The organism is Streptomyces sp. NRRL S-244, assembly GCF_000717915.1.
GTDB lineage: Bacteria > Actinomycetota > Actinomycetes > Streptomycetales > Streptomycetaceae > Streptomyces.
The window spans coordinates 272,285-290,796 of sequence record NZ_JOCX01000011.1; the positions used below are offsets into that span (position 1 = coordinate 272,285).

General features: G+C 73.1%; 19 protein-coding genes. 15 read left to right on the top strand and 4 right to left on the bottom strand.

Features of this window, described 5'->3' with window-relative positions:
• Positions 1-83: 83 nt before the first annotated feature.
• From ribD to IF02_RS0116550, 10 genes are all read left to right on the top strand, one after another.
• The gene (gene ribD / locus IF02_RS0116505; RefSeq protein WP_037836431.1) at positions 84-1,169 is read left to right on the top strand and encodes a bifunctional diaminohydroxyphosphoribosylaminopyrimidine deaminase/5-amino-6-(5-phosphoribosylamino)uracil reductase RibD; all 1,086 of its coding nucleotides are present in this window, start codon (positions 84-86) and stop codon (positions 1,167-1,169) included.
• On the top strand, positions 1,170-1,793 hold the full coding sequence (locus IF02_RS0116510; protein ID WP_030157583.1) for a riboflavin synthase: 624 nt from the start codon (positions 1,170-1,172) through the stop codon (positions 1,791-1,793).
• Positions 1,790-2,443, top strand: coding sequence for a nicotinamide mononucleotide transporter family protein (locus tag IF02_RS0116515; protein ID WP_030157585.1), 654 nt, complete (start codon positions 1,790-1,792; stop codon positions 2,441-2,443). Before IF02_RS0116510 ends, IF02_RS0116515 begins: the two co-directional genes overlap by 4 nt.
• The gene (locus IF02_RS0116520) at positions 2,440-3,738 is read left to right on the top strand and encodes a bifunctional 3,4-dihydroxy-2-butanone-4-phosphate synthase/GTP cyclohydrolase II (protein ID WP_030157587.1); all 1,299 of its coding nucleotides are present in this window, start codon (positions 2,440-2,442) and stop codon (positions 3,736-3,738) included. The genes IF02_RS0116515 and IF02_RS0116520 overlap by 4 nt, the downstream gene beginning before the upstream one ends.
• A 65-nt stretch (positions 3,739-3,803) precedes the next feature.
• Positions 3,804-4,289 carry a 6,7-dimethyl-8-ribityllumazine synthase gene (ribH, locus tag IF02_RS0116525; RefSeq protein WP_030157588.1) on the top strand — a complete coding sequence of 162 codons (486 nt, stop codon included), beginning with the start codon at positions 3,804-3,806 and terminating at the stop codon, positions 4,287-4,289.
• 35 nt (positions 4,290-4,324) lie between these two features.
• The gene (locus tag IF02_RS0116530) at positions 4,325-4,606 is read left to right on the top strand and encodes a phosphoribosyl-ATP diphosphatase (RefSeq protein ID WP_030157590.1); all 282 of its coding nucleotides are present in this window, start codon (positions 4,325-4,327) and stop codon (positions 4,604-4,606) included.
• Between the two features lie 77 nt (positions 4,607-4,683).
• Entirely contained in the window at positions 4,684-5,532 is an 849-nt protein-coding gene (hisG, locus tag IF02_RS0116535; RefSeq protein ID WP_030157592.1) for an ATP phosphoribosyltransferase, read from the top strand.
• Between the two features lie 52 nt (positions 5,533-5,584).
• A complete protein-coding gene (locus IF02_RS0116540; RefSeq protein WP_030157594.1) occupies positions 5,585-6,049 on the top strand; it encodes a PH domain-containing protein in 465 nt (154 codons plus the stop codon).
• A gap of 316 nt (positions 6,050-6,365) precedes the next feature.
• Positions 6,366-7,835, top strand: a complete 1,470-nt coding sequence (locus tag IF02_RS0116545; RefSeq protein ID WP_234318221.1) for a hemolysin family protein — start codon at positions 6,366-6,368, stop codon at positions 7,833-7,835.
• The gene (locus tag IF02_RS0116550) at positions 7,832-8,905 is read left to right on the top strand and encodes a hemolysin family protein (RefSeq protein WP_030157597.1); all 1,074 of its coding nucleotides are present in this window, start codon (positions 7,832-7,834) and stop codon (positions 8,903-8,905) included. Before IF02_RS0116545 ends, IF02_RS0116550 begins: the two co-directional genes overlap by 4 nt.
• Before the next feature lie 37 nt (positions 8,906-8,942).
• Here the strand turns inward: IF02_RS0116550 and IF02_RS0116555 are convergent, their stop codons facing one another.
• Together IF02_RS0116555 and IF02_RS0116560 are read right to left on the bottom strand one after the other, a co-directional pair.
• The gene (locus tag IF02_RS0116555; RefSeq protein ID WP_030157599.1) at positions 8,943-10,892 is read right to left on the bottom strand and encodes an AAA family ATPase; all 1,950 of its coding nucleotides are present in this window, start codon (positions 10,890-10,892) and stop codon (positions 8,943-8,945) included.
• Positions 10,893-11,270: 378 nt separating this feature from the next.
• Positions 11,271-11,906, bottom strand: coding sequence for a uridine kinase family protein (locus tag IF02_RS0116560; protein WP_030157601.1), 636 nt, complete (start codon positions 11,904-11,906; stop codon positions 11,271-11,273).
• 148 nt (positions 11,907-12,054) lie between these two features.
• On the opposite strand from IF02_RS0116560, the gene IF02_RS0116565 reads away from it, so the two are divergent.
• The 3 genes from IF02_RS0116565 (at position 12,055) to IF02_RS34385 (ending at position 14,302) form a co-directional block, all read left to right on the top strand.
• On the top strand, positions 12,055-13,503 hold the full coding sequence (locus IF02_RS0116565; RefSeq protein ID WP_030157603.1) for a peptidase C39 family protein: 1,449 nt from the start codon (positions 12,055-12,057) through the stop codon (positions 13,501-13,503).
• Positions 13,504-13,598: 95 nt separating this feature from the next.
• The gene (locus tag IF02_RS0116570; protein WP_030157605.1) at positions 13,599-14,021 is read left to right on the top strand and encodes an SPW repeat protein; all 423 of its coding nucleotides are present in this window, start codon (positions 13,599-13,601) and stop codon (positions 14,019-14,021) included.
• A gap of 128 nt (positions 14,022-14,149) precedes the next feature.
• A complete protein-coding gene (locus tag IF02_RS34385) occupies positions 14,150-14,302 on the top strand; it encodes an SCO1431 family membrane protein (RefSeq protein ID WP_106977289.1) in 153 nt (50 codons plus the stop codon).
• A 15-nt stretch (positions 14,303-14,317) separates the two neighbouring features.
• On the opposite strand, the gene IF02_RS33145 is transcribed toward IF02_RS34385, so the two are convergent.
• Positions 14,318-14,572, bottom strand: coding sequence for a hypothetical protein (locus IF02_RS33145; RefSeq protein ID WP_051696256.1), 255 nt, complete (start codon positions 14,570-14,572; stop codon positions 14,318-14,320).
• Between the two features lie 416 nt (positions 14,573-14,988).
• On the opposite strand from IF02_RS33145, the gene IF02_RS0116585 reads away from it, so the two are divergent.
• Together IF02_RS0116585 and IF02_RS0116590 are read left to right on the top strand one after the other, a co-directional pair.
• Entirely contained in the window at positions 14,989-15,753 is a 765-nt protein-coding gene (locus tag IF02_RS0116585) for a TetR/AcrR family transcriptional regulator (RefSeq protein ID WP_051696257.1), read from the top strand.
• A 149-nt stretch (positions 15,754-15,902) separates the two neighbouring features.
• Positions 15,903-17,075, top strand: coding sequence for an acyl-CoA dehydrogenase family protein (locus IF02_RS0116590; RefSeq protein WP_030157610.1), 1,173 nt, complete (start codon positions 15,903-15,905; stop codon positions 17,073-17,075).
• A 102-nt stretch (positions 17,076-17,177) separates the two neighbouring features.
• Here IF02_RS0116590 and IF02_RS0116595 read toward each other — a convergent pair whose 3' ends face one another.
• Entirely contained in the window at positions 17,178-18,011 is an 834-nt protein-coding gene (locus IF02_RS0116595) for a phytanoyl-CoA dioxygenase family protein (protein WP_078622125.1), read from the bottom strand.
• Between the last annotated feature and the right edge of the window lie 501 nt (positions 18,012-18,512).

Genomic DNA, 18,512 nt, shown 5'->3' on the forward strand with positions numbered 1-18,512 from the left:
CCGCGCACGCACCGCACGACGCCTTCGGCGAGCCCGAGCCCGACGCCCACGTCGATGCCATCACCGGCGCCGACGCGCGGGCCATGCGCCGCGCCGTCGAGCTCGCCGCCCGCGGCCTCGGCTCCACCAGCCCCAACCCGGTCGTCGGCTGCGTCATCACCGACGCCGCGGGCACCGTCGTCGGCGAGGGCTGGCACGAGCGGGCCGGCGGCCCGCACGCCGAGGTCCACGCCCTGCGCGCCGCGGGCGAAGCGGCCCGCGGCGCCACCGCGTACGTCACCCTCGAACCCTGCAACCACACCGGTCGTACGGGGCCCTGCGCCCAGGCGCTCGTCGAGGCCGGCGTCACCCGCGTGGTCTACGCGGTCCCGGACCCGAACCCGCAGGCCAGCGGCGGCGCCGCCACCCTGCGCGCCGCCGGGGTCAAGGCCGAGGGCGGTTTCCTGGAGGCCGAGGCGGCGGCCGGCAACGCCGCCTGGCTCACCTCCGTACGCCTGGGCCGCCCGTACGTGACCTGGAAGTACGCCGCCACCCTCGACGGCCGCAGCGCCGCCGCGGACGGCAGCAGCCGCTGGATCACCGGCCCGGAGTCCCGCGCCGACGTCCACCGGCTGCGCGCCGAGGCCGACGCCGTCCTCGTGGGCGGCGGCACCCTGCGCACCGACGACCCGCACCTGGCCGTACGCGGCGTCGAAGGCGCCACCCAGCCCCTGCGCGTCGCCCTCGACACCCGCGCCGCCCTGCTGCCGGCCGCCCGCATCCTCGACGACGCCGCGCCCACGCTGCTCGTCGTCGGCGAGGACGCCGACACCCGGCACCTGCCGGGCGTCGACCTGCTCCGGCTCCCCCTGCACGACGGCCGCATCGCCGTCCACGACCTGCTCGGCCGGCTGTACGCCCGCGGTGTGCGCTCCGTCTTCCTGGAAGGCGGCCCCACCCTCGCGGGCGCCTTCCTCGAAGCCGGAGCCGTCGACCGCGTCGTCGGCTACCTCGCCCCGGCCCTCCTCGGCTCCGGCCCCGCCGCCCTCGCCGACGCCGGCATCACCAACATCGCCCGCGCGGTGCGCCTCGACATCACCGAGGCCGTCCGCGTCGGCACCGATCTCCGCATCACCGCCGTACCCGTACCCGAAGCCGTCCCCACCCCCACCGCCCCCAAGGAGCACTGAGTGTTCACCGGAATCGTCGAAGAACTGGGCGAGGTCACCGCCGTCGAGCAGCTCTCGGAGGCCTCCCGCTTCCGCCTGCGCGGACCCGTCGTCACCGACGGCGCAAAGCACGGCGACTCCATCGCGGTCAACGGCGTCTGCCTGACCGTCGTGGAGACCGGCGACGGCGAGTTCACCGCCGACGTCATGCAGGAGACCCTGAAGCGCTCCAGCCTCGGCGCCCTCCACGCGGGCTCCCGGGTCAACCTGGAGCGCCCGATGGCCCTCGGCGGACGGCTCGGCGGACACCTCGTCCAGGGGCACGTGGACGGCACGGGCGAGATCCTGTCCAGGACGCCCTCCGAGCACTGGGAGATCGTCAAGGTCTCGCTCCCGGAGAACCTGTCCCGGTACGTCGTGGAGAAGGGCTCCATCACGGTGGACGGCGTCAGCCTCACCGTGGTCGAGGCCGCCGCGGACTGGTTCACCATCAGCCTCATCCCCACCACCCTCGCGCTGACCACCCTCGGCCTCAAGCAACCCGGCGACCCGGTCAACCTCGAGGTCGACGTCCTCGCGAAGTACGTAGAGCGCCTGCTGGCCGCGGGTGTGGACCCGCTGACCGCCGAGGAGGGCCGACAGTGACCGCCCTGACCTGGCTCAACGCGGAGGCCTTCACGGTCTTCGGCCAGAAGGTCATCTGGTCCGACATGATCGGGAACCTGATGGGCCTGGCCGCCCTCGCCCTCGGCTGGCGGCGCTCCATATGGACCTGGCCCGCCCAGCTCCTGTCCGGCCTGATCCTCATAGCCGCGTACGCCTCCGCCCACCTGGCCGGCGGCGTCGGCAAGCAGCTCCTCGTCATCGGCGTGGCCGCCTGGGGCTGGCGCGCCTGGCAGCGCGGCCGTCAGCAGGCCCAGGACGGCACCCTGGCGGTGCGCACCGCCACCTGGACGGAGCGCGGACTGCTCCTCGCCGGGGCGGCCCTCGGCACCCTGGCCGTCGGCGGCCTGTTCACGCTCTTCCCGAACCTGTCGTGGAGCCCGTGGGCCGACGCCTACATCTTCGTCGGCACGATCGTCGCGATGGTCGCCCAGGCCCGCGGCCTCGTCGAGTTCTGGTTCGCCTGGCTCCTCGTCGACCTGGTCGGCGTCCCGCTCGCCTTCACCAACGGACTGGCCTTCTCCGGCCTCGTCTACGTCGTCTACTTCGCGCTCGTCCTGTGGGGCGCCCACGACTGGTACCAGCGTTCGCGCACCACCCCCGCCCCGGCCCTGGAAGGAGCAACGGCATGACCACCCTCAAGCCCGTGCCCGACATCGACGCCGTCCTCGACGCCGTTTTCCGGCTCGACCCCGTCGAGCAGGCCATCCGCGACATCGCGGCCGGCCGGCCGGTCGTCGTCGTCGACGACGAGGACCGCGAGAACGAGGGCGACCTCGTGATCGCCGCAGAGAAGGCCACCCCCGAGATCGTCGCGTTCATGATGAGCGAGTGCCGCGGTCTGATCTGCGCCCCCATGGAGGGCCCGGAGCTGGAGCGGCTCGAGCTGCCCCAGATGGTCCAGAAGAACACCGAGTCGATGCAGACCGCCTTCACCGTCTCCGTCGACGCCAGTGCCGCCCACGGCGTCACCACCGGCATCTCGGCCGCCGACCGCTCCACCACGCTGCGGATGCTCGCCGACGGCGTTTCCGAGCCCTCGGACTTCGTGCGCCCCGGCCACGTCTTCCCGCTGCGCGCCAAGCCGGGCGGCGTCCTGGTCCGCAACGGCCACACGGAGGCCGCCGTCGACCTCGCCCGTCTCGCGGGCCTGCGCCCCGTCGGCGCGATCGTGGAGATCGCCGGCGAGGACGGCGTCATGCTGCGCCTGCCCGAGCTGATCCCGTTCGCCCGCAAGCACGGCCTGACGATCATCTCCATCGAGGACCTGATCGCCTACCGCCGCTCCGCCGAGCCGACCGTGCGCCGCGAGGCCACGGTGGCCCTGCCGACCGCCCACGGCGACTTCACGGCGTACGGCTACCGCTCCATCGCCGACGGCGTCGAGCACGTGGCCCTCGTCCACGGAGAGATCGGCGACGGCCAGGACATCGTGGTCAGAGTCCACTCCGAGTGCCTGACCGGCGACATCTTCCACTCCCTGCGCTGCGACTGCGGCCCCCAGCTGCACGCCTCCATGGCCCGCATCAAGGACGAGGGCCGCGGCGTGGTCGTCTACCTGCGCGGCCACGAGGGCCGCGGCATCGGACTGGTGTCCAAGCTGCGCGCGTACGAGCTCCAGGAGCGCGGCCGCGACACCCTGGACGCCAACCTGGAACTCGGCCTGCCGGCCGACGCCCGCGACTACGGCGCCGGCGCGCAGATCCTCGCCGACCTCGGCGTCAAGAGCGTGCGGCTGCTGACCAACAACCCCGACAAGTCCGCCGCCCTCGTACGGCACGGCATCGCGGTCAACGACCGGGTGGCCATGCCCACGGAGGCGGGCGAGCACAATCTGCGGTACCTGCGCACGAAGCGGGACCGGATGGGCCACGACCTGCCCTGGCTGGACCAGGCCGTACCCACCTCCGCCTGCGGCAACCAGTAAGCACGTACGAACCACCACCACACGCACCACACACCACGAACCACGAAGAACCGAGGAGCACAGCTGTGAGCGGCAAGGGCGCACCCGAACTGAGTGTCAGGAACTGCGGAGACCTCCGGGTCGCCGTCATCGCGGCCCAGTGGCACGAGAAGGTCATGGACGGGCTCGTCGACGGCGCCCTGCGCGCCCTGCACGAACTGGGCATCGACGAGCCCACCGTGCTCCGCGTCCCGGGCAGCTTCGAGCTCCCGGTCGTGGCGAAGGTACTGGCCGGTCGCGGTTACGATGCCATCGTCGCCCTCGGAGTCGTCATCCGCGGCGGCACCCCGCACTTCGAATACGTCTGCCAGGGCGTCACCCAAGGCCTGGTGCAGGTGTCGATCGACACCGGAGTCCCCGTCGGCTTCGGCGTACTGACCTGCGACAACGACGAGCAGGCGCTGGACCGCGCCGGGCTCGAGGGGTCGAACGAGGACAAGGGGCACGAAGCGGTCATCGCCGCCGTCTCGACTGCTGCGACCCTGCGGTCCGTCAGCGAACCCTGGCGCTGAGTGGCGACGGGGGACCCCGTATTCTGAGGACCATCATGGCGAACACACCCTCCAAGAGTTTCGAAGAGCTCTTCACCGAGCTCCAGCTCAAGGCCGCCACCGGCGACCCCGGCTCCTCCCGCACCGCCGAGCTCGTCGGCAAGGGCGTCCATGCCATCGGCAAGAAGATCGTCGAAGAGGCCGCCGAGGTCTGGATGGCCGCCGAGTACGAGGGCAAGGAAGCCGCCGCCGAGGAGATCTCCCAGCTGCTGTACCACGTCCAGGTGATGATGGTCGCGCGCGGGATCTCCCTCGACGACGTCTACGCGCACCTCTAGGCCGGAGCCCGTCCCGCAGGTCCCCCGCCCGCCGCTCAACCCACATCTTTCGCAATCCACGCACTGAAGGAAGACCCATGCTGCGCATCGCCGTCCCGAACAAGGGTTCACTCTCCGGAGCGGCGTCGGCGATGCTCCATGAGGCCGGCTACCGCCAGCGCAAGGAGTCCAAGGAGCTCGTGGTCCTCGACCCCGAGAACGGGGTGGAGTTCTTCTACCTCCGCCCCAAGGACATCGCGATCTACGTCGCCTCGGGCAAGCTCGACATCGGCATCACCGGCCGTGACCTGCTGCTCGACTCCGGCGCCAGCGCGGAGGAGATCCTCCCGCTGAACTTCGGCCGCTCCACCTTCCGCTACGCCACCAAGCCCGGCACCGCGAAGGGCCCCGAGGACTTCACGGGGATGACGATCGCGACCTCGTACGAGGGAATCGTCGCCAAGCACCTCGCCGAGCAGGGCATCGACGCCTCCGTCGTGCACCTGGACGGCGCGGTCGAGACCGCCATCCAGCTCGGCGTCGCCCAGATCATCGCGGACGTCGTCGAGACCGGCACCAGCCTGCGCAACGCCGGCCTGGAGGTCATCGGCGAGCCGATCCTCACCTCCGAGGCCGTGGTCATCCGCCGCAACGGGGCCGACGCCGAGAACCCGCAGGCCCAGCAGTTCCTGCGGCGCCTCCAGGGCGTCCTGGTGGCCCGCAGCTACGTGATGATGGACTACGACTGCCGGGCCGAGCACCTGGAGCGGGCCGTCGCCCTCACCCCGGGCCTGGAGTCGCCGACCATCTCCCCGCTGCACAACGAGGGCTGGGTCGCCGTCCGCGCGATGGTCCCGGCCAAGGAGGCGCAGCGGATCATGGACGACCTGTACGAGCTCGGCGCGCGCGCGATCCTCACCACCTCGATCCACGCCTGCCGTCTCTGACCCGTACGTCCTTCAGATCCGTACGCCCCCTCCCGAAGGCATCTCCCGCATCATGGCCGAGTCCGCCGCCCAGCCCGCACTGCCCGCCCTGCCGGTCACCTTCCGGCCGACCCGTACCCGGGCCGTCCTGCTGGGCGTCGGGCTCGCCATGTTCGCCACCATCACGGCGATCGCCCTCCTGCTGGAGAACCTCGGCCCGGGGGAGCGGATCAGCTTCATCTTCACCGCCGTCCTGCTGTCGTCCGTACTCGTCCTGCTCAGCCGCCCCAAGGTGGTCGCGGACGAGGCGGGCGTCACCGTCGTGAACCTGACCAACACCCGCCGCCTGGAGTGGGCGCAGATCCTGCGCGTCAACCTCCGCCCGGGCGATCCGTGGGTGTTCCTGGACCTGAGCGACGGTACGAGCCTGCCCGCCCTCGGCATCCAGCCCGGCGTGGCCAAGCAGCAGGCCATCGGCGACGCCCGCGCACTGCGCGCGCTCGCCGAGGCCCGGGGAACCGGGCCGCACCACCACTGACCCGCCCGCCGCACGGACGCCCCGCCGCCGCACCCCGGACGGCGGAGATCGAACACACGGCGAACAGCCGTGGAGCGGGCCTCGAACGGGCCTCGAGCGGCTCTCGGACGAAGCACCGCAGCCACAGCCGACGGCTGCGTCCCATTGCGGCGGCGATCTCAGTGACTACCCTGGTGGCGGGGCGCACCCCAGCGCCCTCCCACCGGCCCCGGGACCCCGAGGCCCGCGGGCACCTGCGACTTGAGGAGTGACTCCCTCCAGCAATGGACGGATCGTCCGGTAGTACCCGCGCCGCCCTCCCCACGGAGGCGGCGGCATGACCATCCCGCTACTCCTGCTCGTGGCGGCATTCGCCCTGATCCTCGCCAACGGCTTCTTCGTGGCGGCCGAGTTCGGCCTCGTCACCGTGGAACGGCCCGAGGCCGAACGCGCCGCAGCCGACGGCGACCGCCGTGCCCGCACGGTGGTCGAGGCCCTGCGGGAGCTGTCCTTCCAGCTCTCCGGCACCCAGCTCGGCATCACCATCACCTCCCTCGTGGTCGGCATGCTCGCCGAACCGGCCCTCGCCGGACTGCTGGCCGGGCCGCTCGCGGCCACCGGCCTGCCCGCGGGAGCCGTCTCCGGCATCGCCGTCTTCATCGGCATGCTGCTCGCCTCCGCCGTCCAGATGGTCGTCGGCGAGCTCGTCCCGAAGAACTGGGCGGTCTCCCGGCCGTTGCAGGTGGCCCGGTTCGTGGCCGGCCCGCAGCAGGTCTTCTCCCGTGCCTTCCGGCCGGTCATCGCCGGCCTCAACGCCGTCGCCAACCGCCTCGTGCGGGCGCTCGGCGTGGAGCCGGCCGAGGAGATGGCCTCCGCCCGCACCCCCGGCGAACTGGTCTCCCTGGTCCGCCATTCGGCCCAGGCCGGCGCCCTCGAACAGGACACCGCCGACCTCTTCGTACGGACCCTCTCGCTGGGCGAGCTCACGGCCCAGCACGTCATGACCCCCCGGGTGAAGGTCAGCGCCCTCCAGCACACGGCCACCGCGGCCGACGTGCTGAACCTGACCCGCGCCACCGGGCTGTCCCGCTTCCCGGTCTACCGGGAGCGCATCGACGAGGTCACCGGGGTCGTCCACCTCAAGGACGCCCTCGCCGTGCCCGAGTCCGAGCGCGCCCGCACCAGCGTGAGCCGGATCTGCGTCGCCCCGCTGCTGGTGCCCGGCTCCCTGCCGGTGCAGCCGCTGCTGGAGCGGCTGCGCAGCGAGCAGCCGATGGCCGTCGTCGTCGACGAGTACGGCGGCACCGCCGGGGTGGTCACCCTGGAGGACATCGTCGAGGAGCTCGTCGGCGAGGTCCGCGACGAGCACGACCTCGCCGAGGACGAGAGCCCCGAACTGGCGGCCGTGCCCGCCGAGGACGGCCGCCCCTCCTGGGAGGCCGACGGCAGCTGCCGGGTGCAGACCCTGCGCCGGATAGGCCTGGAGGTGCCCGAGGGCCCGTACGAGACCGTCGCCGGCCTCGTCGCGGACCTGCTGGGCCGGATCCCCGCCCCCGGGGACCGCGCCGAACTGCCCGGCTGGAAGCTGTCCGTCCGCCAGGTCGGCCGCAACCGCGCCGAACGCGTCCGGCTGGTCCGGCTGGGCACCGTCCCCGCCGCCGGGCACGGGACCGGCCCCGAGGCCGCCCGCGCCACCGTCCTGATCGACGCCGGCTCCGTACGCACCGGGCCCGGCCGGCAGGCCTCCCCGGACGCGCGGTCGCCGCAGCCGGCCCAGTCGGCCCAGCTGGAAGGCGCCGGCCGATGAACGCCCTCCAACTGCTCTTCGCCCTGCTCCTGGTCCTGGCCAATGGTTTCTTCGTCGGCGCCGAGTTCGCGCTCGTCTCCGTACGGCGCAGCCAGATCGAGCCGCTGGCCAAGGAGTCCAAGCGGGCCCGCCAGGTCCTGTACGGGCTGGAGAACCTGCCGCGGATGATGGCGGCGGCCCAGTTCGGCATCACCATCTGCTCCCTGACCCTCGGCGCGGTCGCCGAGCCGACGGTGGCCCGCCTGCTGGAGCCGCTCTTCCACGCGGCGCACGTCCCGCAGGGCATGATCCACCCGCTGGGCTACGCGGTGGCGCTCGCCGCCGTCGTCTTCCTGCACCTGGTCATCGGCGAGATGGTGCCCAAGAACCTCGCCATGGCCGCGCCGGAGAAGACCGCCCTCTGGTTCAGCCCGGGGCTGGTGGCCTTCGCCCGGCTGTGCGGCCCCGTCACCGCCGCGCTCGGCTCCTGCGCGCACCTGGTCCTGCGCCTCTTCAAGGTGGAGCCCAAGGACGAGGTCGAAGCCGTCTACACCAGCGCCCAGCTCGGCCGGCTCGTCGAGGACTCCCGGCAGGCCGGGCTCCTGGAGCCGGGCGAGCAGGAGCGCCTGGAGGACGCCCTGGAACTGGGCAGCCGCCCGGTCACCGACGTCCTGCTCGCCCGGGACCGGCTCGTCACGGTCGGCCCCTCGGCGACCCCGCGCCAGATCGAGCAGCTGACGGTCCGCACCGGATACTCCCGCTTCCCGGTCCGCTCCGAGAACGGCGCCTTCATGGGCTACGTCCACGTCAAGGACGTACTGGACCTGGAGGAGCGGGAGCGGGCCGTGCCCCAGCGGGTCTGGCGGCGGATGACCACCCTGTCCGCCACCCTCCCGCTGGACGACGCGCTCAGCGTCATGCGCCGGGACGCCACCCATCTGGCCCAGGTCGCCGACCCGGCCGGCCGGGTGCTGGGGCTGGTCGCCCTGGAGGACGTCCTGGAGATGCTGGTCGGCGAGGTGCGCGACCCCGCGCACCGCGTCCCGGCCCGCCGCCCGGGCCCCCGGCAGACCAGCGCCGCCGGAGTCTGACGCGCCGCTGCCGTAGCGGGGGCCGCAGCCGCCCCCGCTACAGCGGCGGCGGCTCCGGCCGGTCGCGGTCCTGCGGGCCGCGGCCCGACAGGACCTCCCCGTACGCCTGCATCAGGTCCGGCAGCCGCAGCGTCGCCAGGTCCTCCCGGGAGGGCTCGCCCGGGAAGCCCGCCAGCCGCAGATCCCGGTACGCGCAGCTCTTCTCGTACAGGGTGCGCAGGAAGCGGCCGTTGCCCAGCTCGTCGATCCAGCCCTGCTCCACCACGTGCCCGCTGATGCTGCGCAGCTCCTCCAGGGCCTCCGCGTCCCAGCAGTCCCCGTTCGCGTCCGCCAGCACCCCGCCGATCGCGGTCAGTTCCAGCGGCCGGTAGCTGGGGAAGTCCACCCGGGTCGTGAACCGCGAGGACAGCCCCGGATTGGCGGCCAGCAGCCGGTCCATCCCGGCCGGATAGCCGGCCAGGATCACCACCAGGTGGTCCCGGTTGTCCTCCGCCCGCTTCAGCAGCACCTGGAGCGCCTCGTCCCCGTACGCGTCGCCCTTGCTGTACCCGGTGTTGGAGAGGCTGTACGCCTCGTCCACGAACAGCACCCCGCCGATCGCGGAGTCGATCAGCTCGTTCGCCTTCACGGCGGTCTGCCCGAGGAACTCGCCCACCAGGTCCGCCCGCTGGGCCTCCACCAGATGGTCCCCGCCCAGCAGCCCGAGCGCGTAGAAGACCCGGCCCAGGATCCGCGCCACCGTCGTCTTGCCCGTGCCCGACGGCCCGGAGAAGACGAAATGCCGCTTCGGAGGCTGCACCGGCAGCCCCTGCCCGGCCCGCAGCCGGGCCATGTGCAGCTGCGCGGAGAGCGCCTTCACCTGCCGCTTCACCGGCTCCAGGCCCACCATCCGCTCCAGCTCCGCCAGCGCCTCGGCGAGCAGCGCCGGATCGGCCGGCCCGGTCGGCAGCCCCCCGGGCCCGGCCTGCGGCGGGACCGCCACCTTGCGGCGTACGCCCTCCACCCGGCCCGTGCCCGGGCCGCCCGGAGCCCCGAACCGCGGGTCCGGATCCGGCGCGATCAGCGGGTCCGGATCCGCCTGCCCGTCCGCCGCGACGTCCTGGACGGGGCCGCCGCCGAGGGCCACCGCCGCGAAGTCCCCGCCGACCGGCGAGAGATCGTGGCCCGCGTACCCCTCGTAGCCGGACGCGGCGTACCCGGCGTATCCGTCGGCCCCGTCGACGTAGTCGCTGTCCTCGATCGCCGTCAGCCGGGCCGCCGTGTCCATGAACGCCGGGTCCACCCGGTGCACCGCCCGGTACAGCGGCAGCGCCGCCGCGCTGCGCCCGGTCCCCTCGTGCGCCCGCGCCAGCCAGTACCGCAGCTCCTTGCGCTGCGGCTGTTCGCTGCGGCAGCGCATCAGCGCCGCCGACAGCATCGGCTCGGCCTGCCCGTACATCTCCAGGCGGACCCGGGCCATCCCGCCGAACAGGCCCGCCTCGATGCCGAGCAGCGGATCGTTCACCAGCGGCTCGGTGTGCCGCACCAGCTGCTCCCAGTCCTTGACCAGGTAGGACCGGCAGGCGTGCAGGAACCGCACCTGCGTATCGGCGTCCACCGGCGGCAGCGCGGCCAGCGCCTGGTCCAGTTCGGGTACGTGCCGGCCGTCCAGCCAGTGCGAGGCGTGGGCCAGCAGGAGGTCCCGCCGGCTCTCCAGCACCGGCTGTACCCACCAGCCCAGCCAGTACCAGGAGTTCAGGGTCCGCCGGTGGCGGGCCCGCTGCTCGCCGAAGCGGTCGCGGTGGGCGTACATGCGCAATAAGGCGTTCGCGGTGTCCACCCGGAGCGCGTGCAGGCCCAGCCATGCGTCGGCCATCGAGGGATCCAGTCGTACGGCCGCCCGGAACTCCTCCTCGGCCTGCGGATAGGCGCCCATCGTGCAGGCGTCCACCCCGCGCAGCCAGGCGAGTTCGGCCGGGGCGTGCGTGCCCGGCGTGCCGAAATCCATCACATCCCCCACAAGCCTGCCCCCGTGGTGCACAGCAACCCCCGCGTCGCGCCCGCGAGTTGTCCACTGCGCCGATGAAATCAGGGATGCATCGTACCTGCGGCCAAGCACCATACGTAGGGTGCGGCGGGCACCGGTCGGAGGCGAACCAGCGGCGCACAAGGTGACTCAGGGTGAAGATTTCGGGGAGACCGGGCCCGCACGGCGCCGGCGGGAAGCCGGCCCGGGGCAGAACGAAGCCCCCGATCACGGGGGAACAATCGGGGGCTTCGCGTCCGCTGCGGCCTGGAAAGACCGCGCATTCAGAACGTAAGGCCGGTGCGGGGCCCAGGTCAAGCAAGTCGGTGAAGGCCCGCGCGGGCGGTTCTCCCGCGCTGCTCAGGCCCGGGGGAATCCGTCACCTTCCGTAACGGAAGAGGCCCTTCCGGCGGTCGCATCCGCCTCGGAAGTCCACTCGTACCCCGTACCGCTCTGGCGTACCAAAGTGTCCGCGAAGGGGCGCGAAGGATCATCCGCGAAGTGCGCGAGCTCCGCGCGCTCCCATCCGTCCCAGAAGTCGGAAAGTTCACGCCCGTCCCGATTTCGCCCGCGCCCCCAGGACTGCGCGCGCGGGGTCTCCATCCACAGCAGCCGCGCCAGATACGGGCGCAGCGCCCGCCGCCCGGCCCCGACCCCCTCGATCAGCAGAACCGGAACCGGCTCCAGCACCCGCTCGGGGCCGAACCGGCGCTCGACCCAGTCGTACGGGGCCCAGTGGGCCGGCCGACCGGCGGCGAGCGGCTCCAGCACCTGCGCGCGCAGCCGCTCCGGCCACTCGAACAGCTCCTCGTGGGTGGCCACGTCGTCCAGGTGCAGCACCGGCGCCCCGCCCAGCGCCTCGGCGAGCCGCCCGGCGAACGTGGTCTTCCCGGACCCGGCGTGCCCGTCGACGGCGATCAGCCGGACCGGGCCCAGCGAAGGGGGCAGGGTGACGAGTTCGCGCGCGAGTGACTGAAGTGACTGCTGAGGCTCCACCCGGCCAGGGTAGGGCCCCGGTCCGTGCCCCGGCCCGCCCCGGTCCCGCGTCACCCCGACACGGGGCCGTGGCTTCGCCGCCCGGCGGGCGGGAACTGGAAGGGTGGGGGAGCCGACCCAGCCGCACCGACCCTTGGGGGCCACGCCGATGACCGCACCCACACCACGCCGTGCCCTGCTGGCCGTCGCGCTCGCCGCGGCCGCGGCGGCCACCGTCCCGGGCGGCCGGGCCTCGGCCGCCAGCGCGACGCCCCCCGCCGGAACCGGCGCCGGCGACGGCCCGGCCGAGGCGGAAGCGGAATCGGAAGCGGAGGTGGAGGTGGAGGTGGAGGCCGACGGGGCAGCCGCGGCCGCGGCCAAGACCGTGGACAACCGGTTCTGGTACTCGCACGCGCACTGGCTGGCCGGCACCCACCACGGCACCACCGCCCTCGCCGGCGCCCGCCCCGGCCTGGTGATCGACACCCCGGCCGGCCGCACCGAGTACACCGACCCGCACACCGCCAAGAAGGCGACGTGGGAGTACGCGGTCTGGACCTCCCCGGTGCACCGCTCCGGCGTGCCCGGCACCGAGGCCATCGCCTCCTGGAACGCCCGCACCCCGGCGGGCACCTGGATCAAGGTGGAACTGCGCGCCACGTACGGCAGTGGCGCGGCCTCCCCCTGGTACGTGATGGGCCGCTGGGCCTCCGGCGACGGCGACATCCGCCGCACCTCCGTGGACGGCCAGACCGACGGCACCACCACCGTGTGGACCGACACCCTGGCCGTCGACGCCCCCGCGCGGGCGAACGGCGTACGGATCGCGGAGTGGCAGCTGCGCCTGACCCTCCACCGCAAGCCCGGCGCCACCCAGGGCCCGACGGTGTGGCTGGCCGGGGCCATGGTCTCCGACGTCCCGGACCGGTTCACCGTTCCCGCCTCCGCCTCCTCGGGCAAGGCCCACGAGCTGAAGGTCCCCCGCTACTCGCAGGAGGTCCACAAGGGCCACTACCCCCAGTACGACAACGGCGGCGAGGCCTGGTGCAGCCCCACCTCCTCCCAGATGATCATCGAGTACTGGGGCCGCAAGCCCGCCGCCGGGGACCTGGCCTGGGTCGATTCCCGCTACCCCGACCCGCAGGTCTGCCACGCGGCCCGGTCCACGTACGACAGCGCGTACAAGGGCTGCGGCAACTGGCCCTTCAATGCCGCGTACGCCGCCACCTACACCGATCTCGCCGGGGTCGTCACCCGGCTCCGCTCCCTCACGGACCTGGAGACCCTGGTCCGGGCCGGCATCCCGGTGATCACCTCGCAGTCCTTCCGCGCGGAGGAGCTCACCGGCGCGGGTTACGGCACCGCGGGCCACCTGATGACCGTCGTCGGCTTCACCGCCGCCGGGGACGTGGTCGCCAACGACCCGAACTCCCCCGACAACACGGCCGTCCGCCGGGTGTACGGGCGCCGGGAGTGGGAGAACGTCTGGTTGCGGACGAAGCGCAACAACTCCGCCGGAAAGGTTGCGTCCGGCTCCGGGGGCATCTGCTACCTGTACGCCCCGGCCCGCCCGAGCCTCGCCCAGATCGCCGCCCTCCGGGCGGTGGGAGTGCTGTGATCGGAGTGCCGGAAGTTCCCGTTGACCGCGAGCGCGGATAAGCGGAACATAAAGGCGTACAGGGCATATAAGGCTTCTCCAGAAGGCGGCCCGCCATGACCACCCACAGCATCGAACACCACCCCGACCTCGCCGAGATGCGCTCCCGGTTCGAGCGGGTCACCAGCACCCCCGCCGCGCAGACCGTGGAGGCACTGGCCCTCATCACGGGCCTGTACCTGGCGGCCTCGCCCTGGATCGCCGGGTTCAGCGGACTCAGCTCGCTGGCGATCAACAACCTGATCGCAGGCGTGGCCTACTGCCTGTGCATGGGCGGACTCGGCTCCGCTTACGAACGCACCCACGCGATGGCCTGGACGGCGGTCGCCATCGGAGCCTGGACGATCGTGGCTCCCTGGGTCATCGCCGGTGACGTCAGCACGACCCGCTCCGTGGTCAGCAACGTCATCACCGGCGGCGTCGCGCTGCTGCTCGCCCTCTCCATGGCGGGCATGGCGGGCCGCAACCGCGCGACCTGACCCGCGTACGCACCGGGCCCCGACCGCGAGCCGGCCGGGGCCCGGTGGCACGCCGGGACGCGTGACGCGTGCCACGAGTGACGATCGTCTCTACCGCGAAAGCCGCGAACGCTGTCACATTGGACGGCATGACCGCATACAGCGCCTCCCTCACCGCCCGCGCCCGGAACCTCGTCCGGACCGGTGGCCCCAAGGACCACTCCAAGTGGCTGGAGCACGTGCTCGGCTGGACGCTGGTGGTCGTCGTCGCCATGTTCGTCACGCAGGTCGGCTGGCTCTGATCCGCGGGCCTGCGCCTACGAAGCCTCCAGCCGCAGGCCGTCCGTGATGATCAGGTCAGCGGTGACCAGGGCCTGCTCCGCGCTGACCCGGGTCATGAAGACGAACGGCGGGATCACCGGGGGAGCCGGCAGTCCGTCCGGGCTGAACGTGACGCACGGCAGCCCTTCGATGCAGCCGCTGAACTTCGTCAGGTACAAGGTCACGTTGCCCCGCAGTTCAAGGGACGTGGCGGCGAGCCCGTACTCCTCGCGGCCGTCGCGGGTGCGCACCGTCGGGGGAGTCCGGGGGCCGTCGGCGGCCCGTGGGGCGGGACCGCCGGCAGCTCGGCCCCGCCCGGGATGACCAGCGGCCCGCCCCAGAACGGCCGGGTCCGGCGCCAGGCGCCCAGCCGCCGTCGATGACGAGGCTGCTCGCGGTGACCTCCCCGGCCGGACCGCCCGCGGTCAGCTCGGCCATGACCACGGCCATCGCCCCGACCGCGAGGACCGCGGGCACCGCGACCGCGGCCGACTTCCGCCAGTGGAGCCGGCCTTCGCGCCCGCGGGCCGTGTCCGTGCCTCTGTTCATGCCTCTGCCGGTACTCATGGAAGTGCCTCCCGTACGTCGTCCGGTGCGCAGGGGAAGTGCATGAGGCAGGTCTGCCATACTGCGGGCATCCTGTGGCAGTTCGAGGCTAGGGCCGAATTTGAATAATAGTCAGCAGCGCGGCGCGAGCGAGCGTTCGCAGGTCCGCAGGGCCGAACTCATAGCGACCGGGCGCAAGTTGTTCGCCGACACCTCGTACGACGCGCTCTCCATGGACGACATCGCCAAACAGGCGGGCGTCGCCAAGGGGCTGATCTACTACTACTTCAAGAGCAAGCGCGGCTACTACCTCGCCATCGTCGAGGACTCGGTGGCCGAGCTCGTCGCCCGCGCCGCCGGGGAGCCGGACCTGCCCAAGGCCGAGCGGGTGCGCCGCACGATCGACGGCTACCTCCACTACGCCGAGCACCACCAGGCCGCCTACCGCACGATCGTCACCGGGGGAGTGGGCTCCGACGCCGAGGTGCTCGCGATCCGCGACGCGGTGCGCGAGGAGCTGGTGGCCACCATCGCCGAAGGCGCGTACGGGCGCCGCGCCGTCCCGCCGCTCGCCCGGCTCGCGCTGGTGGGCTGGCTGTCCGGGGTCGAGGGGGCCGCATTGGAGTGGATCGGCGCCCTGGCGGCGGATGCCGATCCCGACGCCGACGCCGACGCCGACGCAGAGACGGGCGCCGGGGCGGACGGCGGTCCGGAATCCGTCTCACGCCAGCCCGACCGGGACCGGCTCGGGGCCCTCCTCGTCCGCCAGCTGCGCGCGACGCTGACGGTGATCGGGGAGTTCGTCCCGGAGTGTCCGCCGCCACCCTTTCCCGAAGACGCGTTCGATCCGGCGGGTGATCTTGCCCCAGTGACGGGAAGTCGCTGATCGGGCATACTCAAGCCGCCCGCAGCCACTGATCTGCCGCTTCCGTGATCCGGGAGGGCAGTATCGGCTGTGAGAAGCACCGAGACCCGGCGGCCCGTCCCACACCTCACGTGCCGCCGCCGTGCCCGACGAGGGAGGAGAGCGCCGCCATGACAGACCGCGCCCCGCAGCCGGTGGACCGTCAGCTGCCCACCGAGGAGTCCCGGGATCTCCTAGCGCTCGTACGAGAGATCGCCCAGCGGGAGATCCGCCCCGTGGCCGCCGACGAGGAGGACGCCGGGAAGTTCCCGCGGGCGATCTTCACCCTCCTGTCCGAGGCCGGCCTGCTCGGTCTCCCGTACGCCGGCGAGTACGGCGGCGGCGAGCAGCCGTACGAGGTCTACCTCCAGGTCCTGGAGGAGCTCGCCGCGGCCCGCCTCACGGTCGGGCTCGGCGTCAGCGTGCACTCCCTGTCCTGCCACGGCCTGGCCGGATACGGCACCGAGGAGCAGCAGAAGGCCCACCTGCCCGCCATGCTCGGCGGCGGCCTGCTCGGCGCGTACTGCCTCTCCGAGCCCGCCTCCGGCTCCGACGCCGCCTCGCTGACCACCAAGGCCGTACGCGACGGCGACGACTGGATCATCACCGGCACCAAGGCCTGGATCACCCACGGCGGGGTCGCCGACTTCTACACCGTCCTCGCCCGCACCGGCGGCGAGGGCCCCAAGGGCATCACCGCCTTCCTGGTGCCCGGCGACGCCGAGGGCCTGACGGCCGCCGTCCCCGAGAAGAAGATGGGCATGAAGGGCTCGCCCACCGCCCAGCTGCACTTCGACGGGGTCCGCGTCCCGGACACCCGCCGCATCGGCGAGGAGGGCCAGGGCTTCACCATCGCGCTGGCCGCCCTGGACGCGGGCCGCCTGGGCATCGCCGCCTGCGCCGTCGGCGTCGCGCAGGCCGCCCTGGACGAGGCGCTCACGTACGCCCTGGACCGCAAGCAGTTCGGACACCCCATCGCGGACTTCCAGGGCCTGCGCTTCATGCTCGCCGACATGGCGACCAAGATCGAGGCCGGCCGGGCGCTGTACCTGGCGGCGGCGCGGCTGCGCGACGCGGGCAAGCCGTTCTCCCGCCAGGCGGCGATGGCGAAGCTGTTCTGCACGGACGCGGCCATGGCCGTCACCACGGACGCGGTCCAGGTCCTCGGCGGCTACGGCTACACCGCGGACTTCCCGGTGGAGCGCCTGATGCGCGAGGCGAAGGTCCTCCAGATCGTCGAGGGCACCAACCAGATCCAGCGCATGGTCATCGCGCGCCACCTCGCGGGCCCCGAGTCGCGCTGACGGCCGACCTGCTGCACGAGGTACGCCCGGCCCTGGCCGCGCCGGACCGAACGATCGGTTCGGCGCGGCCCGGCCGGGCCGTCGGCGGGGCCGCGGCCCGCGCTAGTACCGGTCGTCCCCGACGTGCAGCGGCTTCGCGTCGTGGTTGACGAAGAGGTCCTGGCGCGCGGCGGGGTGGTCGGCCGACGGGGCGTTGGACACCGCGTTGTAGCTGATCAGGGCGAGGGTGCGGGCGCGCGTGGAGCGGTTCGGGCCCGAGCTGTGCACCAGGTTGCCGTGGAAGAAGACCACCGTGCCGGCCGGGCCGGTGGCCTCGTGCACGCCCCGGGTGCGGGCGAGCTCCTCGGTCGAGGTGTCGGGGAGCGCGTAGGCGTTCCGGCTCGAAGTGATCCAGGCCCAGTCGCCTTCTCCGCCTCCTCCGCCTTCTCCGCTTTCCGCGGGCCCGGTGTTCCCGGCGGGCGCGGCCGCCCCCGGCCCGTCGGTGTGCGTGCCCGGTATCAGGCGCAGCGGCCCGTTCTCCTCGGTGACCTCGTCGAGGAACACGGCGGCGGTGAGCGCCGCCGGGCGCCGCATCCCGTCGGCGGCCTGCCAGAAGTCGAAGTCCCGGTGCCACTGCCAGCGGTCGCCGCGCCGGGCCGCTTTCGGATTGACCTTCCACTGGTACACGTACATGTCCTCGCCGAGGAACAGCCGGGCCAGCGCGGTCAGCGGCGACGCCTCGGCCAGCGCCTGCCAGGGACCGCCCCTGCGGTGGAGCCCGTAGACGGCGCGCACGGTCGTGCCGTCCTCCTCGAAGAACCGCTGCGGTCCCTCCTCGGCGAGTACCGCGGGCAGTTCCTCGGTCAGGGGACCCCAGATCTCGTGCGGGGTCATCGGGGGCACGACGACAAAGCCGTCGCGTCGGTATTCGGCCAAGAGCCGCTTCGGGTCCGTCATGGGCCCAGGGTGCAGCCAGGCCCCCGCCCCGGCGAGGCAGCACGGGGAGCGCACAGGGAGTGCGCCGGGTCACCCCCCGGCCGCTCCCCACCGGCCGTCGCCGTGGGCCGTGCCCCTCGGATCAGGCCGGGCCGGACGGCCAGATCGGGGAGGTGGCGACCCGGGACCACTCCGGATCGCGGCGGCCCGGAAGGGTGCGTCCGTCGGCGGCCCAGCGAGTCAGCAGCGCATGGTAGATCGGCGGGTCCGGCTGCCGCTGCTGAACCGATTCTTCATGGCGCGGAACCGATTCTTCGCAGTCGGGCGGCGCCGGACGTCGCCGCCGTCCCGTTCTTGCCCCGGAGGTTTCGAGCGTGGTCATGCCGGGCCAACGCGCCACCCGGCGCGCGGGTAATCGCCCCCGCCCTCCGGGTATCCGTTCGAGATGTCCCCGGCCCCGCGCCCCGGCCCCGCGCCCCGCGTCCCCTGCCCCGGCCCCGCGTCCCCGGCCCGGCCCGCCCC